The organism is Pseudomonas sp. MF08817 (assembly GCF_059862705.1).
The window spans coordinates 1-5,945 of record NZ_JCBCUY010000077.1; the positions used below are offsets into that span (position 1 = coordinate 1).

General features: G+C 57.0%; 4 protein-coding genes and 3 pseudogenes. 6 read left to right on the plus strand and 1 reads right to left on the minus strand.

All coding sequences use genetic code 11. The features are described from left to right. Positions 1-118: pseudogene (locus tag AC19YR_RS24470) on the plus strand (IS30 family transposase); the annotation flags it as partial. Here AC19YR_RS24470 and AC19YR_RS24475 read toward each other — a convergent pair. Next, positions 108-773, minus strand: coding sequence for a hypothetical protein (locus tag AC19YR_RS24475; RefSeq protein ID WP_500600416.1), 666 nt, complete (start codon positions 771-773; stop codon positions 108-110). The pseudogene AC19YR_RS24470 and the gene AC19YR_RS24475 overlap by 11 nt on opposite strands. Positions 774-959: 186 nt before the next feature. Here AC19YR_RS24475 and AC19YR_RS24480 point away from each other — a divergent pair, with 186 nt between their 5' ends. The 5 genes and pseudogenes from AC19YR_RS24480 to AC19YR_RS24500 all read left to right on the plus strand — a co-directional run bounded on the left by AC19YR_RS24480 (position 960) and on the right by AC19YR_RS24500 (position 5,864). Then, a complete protein-coding gene (locus AC19YR_RS24480; RefSeq protein ID WP_500600417.1) occupies positions 960-3,071 on the plus strand; it encodes an AAA family ATPase in 2,112 nt (703 codons plus the stop codon). A gap of 59 nt (positions 3,072-3,130) precedes the next feature. After that, positions 3,131-3,418: pseudogene (locus AC19YR_RS24485) on the plus strand (hypothetical protein); the annotation flags it as partial. Beyond that, positions 3,419-3,733, plus strand: a pseudogene (locus AC19YR_RS24490) (hypothetical protein); the annotation flags it as partial. A 72-nt stretch (positions 3,734-3,805) separates the two neighbouring features. After that, on the plus strand, positions 3,806-4,774 hold the full coding sequence (locus tag AC19YR_RS24495; protein ID WP_500600418.1) for a DUF932 domain-containing protein: 969 nt from the start codon (positions 3,806-3,808) through the stop codon (positions 4,772-4,774). 73 nt (positions 4,775-4,847) lie between these two features. Then, positions 4,848-5,864 carry a YqaJ viral recombinase family nuclease gene (locus AC19YR_RS24500; RefSeq protein WP_500600419.1) on the plus strand — a complete coding sequence of 339 codons (1,017 nt, stop codon included), beginning with the start codon at positions 4,848-4,850 and terminating at the stop codon, positions 5,862-5,864. Positions 5,865-5,945 lie beyond the last annotated feature (81 nt).

Here is a 5,945-nt window from a genome sequence, read left to right on the forward strand (position 1 = left end):
GACCGTCGAGGCGGTCAGTCGCGTGGTAACGAAGATCAATTTACGCCCGCGAAAACGCCTGGGCTGGAAGACGCCGTACGAAGTTTATGCAGGGGTGAGCGTTGCACTTATGTGTTGAATTCAGGCCGCTCTAACACTCGCCGTGCAGACAAGAGCAGCGGATTGAGCTCTTTCATCAGAGCCGCCGCCATTTCGAACACGTCGAAGGTGGCATCGATCTTATGTTTTTCAAGCACCCGGTCTACTGCTAGTAGTAAGCCATTTTCCAGATCTGGCTGCTCATCATGAATATTTTCCAGCACGCGAATACCTAGTCGGTCTTCGCGCAAGGCCTCACGCTGGTTGTCCCCGGCAGTGCTGACGATTTGCTGCTCTTCAGCTTCAAACTCATCGTCCAGTTCGTCTTCGAACTCGATTTCGTCGTCCTCCTCTGAATCGAATTCAAATTCTTCGTCGGCATCCTCGTATTCGGAGCGGATGTCTGCTTCGCGTAAATCGGAGACATCGCGTACGCCGACGCTCAAGCCTTGAACCGTGCCCAGTTGGGTGCCTTGGTGCACATAACGCGGGAGGAAAATGTTGACCTTCTCCCCTTCACCAAAGACTGCCCTGCTCCAGGTGCTGAGGTTTTGCCAGGTCTGAATACGAGGGAAGTTTTTCAGGCGAGCCACGCGCCGCAGTGCTTCCGGGCTGAGCGTATCGGGGTCGATCAGTACGCCATACTTTTTGAGAATCTTGTCGGCCGCTTTTGCCGCTTTCAGCTGTTCGCTCATCCGTGTGTCCCGCTTCTAATTCATTAACAACCGCGACTCTGTATCAATATGCCACTACCTTTCAACCCCCCAAATCACCGCGACGCACCCTGCCAAGACCTTCGGCGACGGCCACGCCTGACCGCGACACATTACGACGCCCCCCAGGCTGATGATTGTGTCTCGCCAGTATCAGGAGAAGTCGCCGTGCCCATCCCGCGTTCGCTGAACCGCAGCAAAGTACGTAGTTCCGGCCCGCATAACGCGGACACCTGCACCCTGACGCTCAAGTGGTCTTTCATGATGATGCTGGAGCTTGGCGGGCATCGGAATCTTATCCAGCGACATGGCTTCAACGATGACGACCTGGCCGTCGAGCTTGGTCTGCAAGCCCTTATCGATGAAGATGATTTCAATCCGCGCCAGGCGCTGCTGCGCTTGAAGGGCGAGCGCAAGCTGTTCGATGAGCCGTTTACCGACTGCGATTACCCCGACTTGCTGGAGGATAATCTCGACGCGTTGGGGGAGTTGCTCGGCCTGGATGCAGCAGAATTGCGGATTCTCGGTTTTTGCGTCCTGATGCAAACCGATCCGACGCTCAATAACGCTGCCGACCTATTGGGCATGCTCGGTTTCAACCGCATGCTCGCTGCTCTCAGCGCCCTGCTGGAAATTCCGCAACTGCAATTGACGCATTACCTGAGCAACGACGGGCGACTGGTCCGGGCGGGGTTGCTTGAGGTCAATACCATGTCCTCCGCAGTCACCACCCTGAGCAGCCGATTGAGCGTGGGCAATTCTGATCTGCCGGGATTGATGCGTTTCAATCAGGAAGAGCCCATCGAGCTCTTCAAGTATGCCTTTAGACTCAGCCCCCCGGGCACTCTGCAGCTCGACAACTACGAACACCTGCGTCAGCACGTTGATATCGCCAAAGCCTACCTGGACAAGGCTCTGGCTGAAGGCCGTATCGGGGTAAACATTCTGCTCTACGGCCCGCCAGGTACGGGCAAGACGCAACTCAGCCGCCTGCTGGCCAAGACGCTGAATACAGACCTGTATGAAATCGCCTGTTCCGACAGCGATGGCGATCCGGTCAGCGCCAGCCAGCGCCTGTGTGCATTGCGCTCGGCCATGAGTGTGCTGCACTCGCACAACTCGCTATTGGTTCTGGACGAAATCGAAGATATCTTCGATAGCCCCATGCCCATGGGTATCGGCGCTCGAAGCAAGGCGCAAAAAGGCTGGATCAATCGGATGCTTGAGGAAAACACCCTTCCCTGCTTCTGGTTGAGCAATAGCGTCGAATCACTGGACGCCGCACATATCCGTCGCTTCGATCTGGTCATTGAACTGCCCAACCCACCTCGGGCGCAGCGCGAGCAAATCGTCAGGGACTGCAGCGCCAACAAGCTAGGCAACGAACTCGTAGAGAAACTCGTCGATCACGAGCATGCCACACCGGCAGTGCTCACCCGCGCAGTGCGCATCGCCCGCAGCCTAAATCCTCGCGCTGGCAAAACACTCGATGCGACTGTCGAGTGCCTGGTCGATAGCACGCTCAAAGCCCAAGGTTTTGCAAAGCTGGAAGCTGCACATGGCCAGCGGCTGCCGAGTTTCTATTCGCCCGATCTGATCAACGCCGACGTGTCGCTCGACGGACTCGTCGAAGGCCTGCGCAAACATGGTGAAGCTCGCTTGTGTTTTTATGGCCCGCCCGGCACGGGCAAAACCGCCTTCGGCTGCTGGCTGGCACAGGAGCTGGACAGGCCGCTGATGGTGCAGCGTGTATCGGACCTGGTTTCACCTTACGTGGGCCAGACCGAACAGAATCTGGCCAAAGCCTTTGAAAAGGCCAGTCAGGACGGCGCAGTTTTGCTACTCGATGAAGTCGACAGCTTTCTGCAGGATCGGCGCAAGGCCCAGCAAAGCTGGGAGGTAACAGCCGTCAACGAAATGCTCACCCAAATGGAAAGCTATCGCGGCCTGTTTATCGCCTCTACGAACCTGATCCGCGATCTGGACGAAGCCTCGCTGCGCCGCTTCGATATGAAGATTCACTTTGGCTACCTCGCTCAGCCGCAGGTGCAACAGTTGTTCGGCGCCCACCTTCTGGCACTTAAGCTCAAAGACCCCGCCAAGGCAGCAGGTCTGCGCTTGAAAAACGAACAGCAATTGACGCCCGGTGACTTCGCATCTGTAGCCCGGCGGGCGCGCTTCAAACCCTTCGCGAGCGCGAACGAGCTGGCCAGTGCGCTGATCGCCGAATCTCGCCTCAAGACTGCCGGGCAGCAGCGCCCCATCGGCTTCGTCCATTAGCAGCGCTGACTTCACTGTGGGCGCCGAATAGCATATTGCCATATAGCGCCCTTACCGCCATGCTGAGCTTAAGCAGTACTCAAGGATGCCTGTCTTCACCCTCCGCCAAAGCCCATTCCACTGTCAGTCGTCAGTGGGAATTGCTTCGTCAGTTGCCGTCGAAATCACCCGGCATTACCTCCTCCGAAATCATCACGCGCCTGCAGTCGGCGGGTTACACCATCAGCAAGCGCACGATTGAACGTGATTTGATTGATTTGTCGTTGATGTTTCCCCTGCAATGCAACGATGCAAGCGCGCCTTACGGTTGGTACTGGAAACCCGGCGTCAGCGTCGAGCTACAGGGCCCTCGCTGCGAGTCAGAACGTGTCGTAACTAAAAATACTGGCCGATCAACCGGAGGAATCATCGGCTCTGTTGGTGGAGCCGCTAGTGGAGCGGCTGGAGCTGTATCAGGTGCAGAAATAGGCGGAGTTTTAGGTGTTGTAGGCGGCCCCTTGGGCATAGCCCTCGGCGGTATTGCCGGCGCGATCCTTGGCGGATTGTTTGGGGGTGTAGCAGGTGGACTAGCCGGAGCAACAATTGGCGAGCAACTCGATGAGCGCGTGCTGAACAACTTCGAGTGCTTGGAATGCGGACACACATTCGGCGCTAACAGCTAATCCAGCTACTCCATCAAGCCAACATCGACTCAATGATGTTGCGCTCCCCCCCTTGAGCAGGAGCAACTCACCATGGCACATCTCATCGAGCAAATGGCTTACGTTGGCCAAACCCCGTGGCACGGCCTCGGTAATCAACTCACACAGAAACAGCCAATTGAAATCTGGCAACGCGAAGCCGGTATGGACTGGCAGATTCAAGACAGCCCTGTGCATTTCAAGGCTGACAGCATCGGCCCGCTAGGTACTATTCACTCGTTTCCGGAACAGAAAGTGCTGTTTCGCTCCGACACCAAAGCGCCGTTGTCGGTAGTCTCTAGCCGCTACCAAATCGTTCAGCCTCGCGAGGTTCTGGAGTTTTACCGGGATCTTTCCGAGGTCTCTGGCTACGAGTTGGAGACCGCTGGTGTGCTGAAAGGCGGACGTAAGTTCTGGGCGCTGGCTCGCACAGGCCAATCAGCGGTACTCAAGGGTAATGACGAGGTAAGTGGTTACTTACTGTTGGCTACGTCCTGCGATGGCACGCTAGCAACCACGGCAACACCCACCACCGTACGGGTGGTGTGCAACAACACGCTGACCATTGCTCTTGATGGCACCACACGCGCCATCAAGGTGCCGCATAACACTCGCTTCGATCCGCAAGCCGTGAAGAAACAGCTCGGCATCGCTGTCTCGCAATGGGACGAGTTCATGTACCGCATGCGTAACCTGGCCGAGCGTAAGGTCCAGTGGCATGAGGCGATGGGCTTTTTCATGAACGTGCTGTGCGACGTTAGCCCCAAGAGCAAATTGCCTGAAGTGCTGCCTAACGAGCGAGCTCTGCGCAAGGTGCAGGCGCTGTATGAAGGCCAAGGTCGCGGCGCAACGCTGGCGTCAGCCAATGGCACCGCCTGGGGTTTGCTCAACGCGGTAACCGAGTACGTCGATCATGAACGCCGTGCCCGCAGCAATGAGTACCGCATGGACTCGGCCTGGTTCGGCCAAGGTGCACAGATAAAACAACGCGCACTGGATGCTGCACTCTCACTTGTCGCTTAACCCTCACGCCACTCAATAACGCCCGGTCAGCCTTGTGCTGGTCGGGCGTTTTTATGTCTACAAGGAATTCATCATGAAGACTCAACCGAATACCAGCACCAGCAAGTCCCGCCCTGCACTGCGCCTCGTTACCACCAAGGCCATGCCTCGCGATGAATGGCTGGCCGTGCGTAAGGGTGGCATCGGCAGTTCGGATGCGGCCGCTGCCGTTGGCCTTAACCCGTACAAGTCTCAGCTCGAACTGTGGCTAGAGAAAACTGGGCGCGATGGCTCGCTACCGAAAATAGATCCGCACGACGAAGAAAGCCCTGCCTATTGGGGCAACATCCTCGAACCCATCGTGGCATCGCATTACACCAAGCGCAGTGGTAACCGTGTGCGACGCATCAACGCCGTACTGCAGCATCCCGATCCGGAGTTGCCATGGATGCTGGCCAACATCGACCGCGAGGTGATCGGTGCCGATGACGTGCAGATCCTCGAATGCAAAACAGCCGGCATAAACGGGGCACGCCTTTGGAAAGAGGGCGTCCCCGAGTATGTGCAATTGCAGGTCATGCACCAGCTCGCCGTCACCGGCAAACAGGCTGCAGATGTCGCAGTACTGCTGGGTGGTCAACATTTAGAGATCCACCGTATCGAGCGGGACGAACGCATGATCAGTCGCTTGATCGAGCTGGAGCGCAAGTTCTGGGACTACGTGATGACTGACACGCCGCCACCGGCCGATGGCTCGGACTCGGCTGATCAAGCGCTACGTTGCCTTTATCCAGCAGACAGCGGCCAAGTCGTGGACTTCAGCGCTAACCCGGCACTGGCCATCGCTTACGTTGAACTCAAGTCGGTTCGCCACAGCATCGCCCAGCAGGAAAAGCGTGAATCTCAGCTCAAGCAAACCCTGCAACAAGCCATGGGCGAGGCTACCCGCGCGAAGTTTTCCAGCGGCTATATCACCTGGAAGAAGGCCAAAGACAGTACCGCACTGGATGTAGCCACAATGCTCAAAGAGAAGCCCTACCTGCAAGTTCGCTACACAGTGATCAAGTGCGTATTTCGGCCTATCGTGACCGCCCGTTTCGGTACATCGTGACCGACCATTTCGCTAACGCGTGACCGCTCATTTCGCTAACAACGTGACCGATTTTCCGCCTGTTCCGAAACAGCCGGTCAC

Bases quoted from the DNA above. Each gene is read 5' to 3' on its own strand.
- AC19YR_RS24475 (WP_500600416.1), bottom strand. From the start codon at position 773: ATGAGCGAACAGCTGAAAGCGGCAAAAGCGGCCGACAAGATTCTCAAA.
- AC19YR_RS24495 (WP_500600418.1), top strand. From the start codon at position 3,806: ATGGCACATCTCATCGAGCAAATGGCTTACGTTGGCCAAACCCCGTGG.
- AC19YR_RS24500 (WP_500600419.1), top strand. From the start codon at position 4,848: ATGAAGACTCAACCGAATACCAGCACCAGCAAGTCCCGCCCTGCACTG.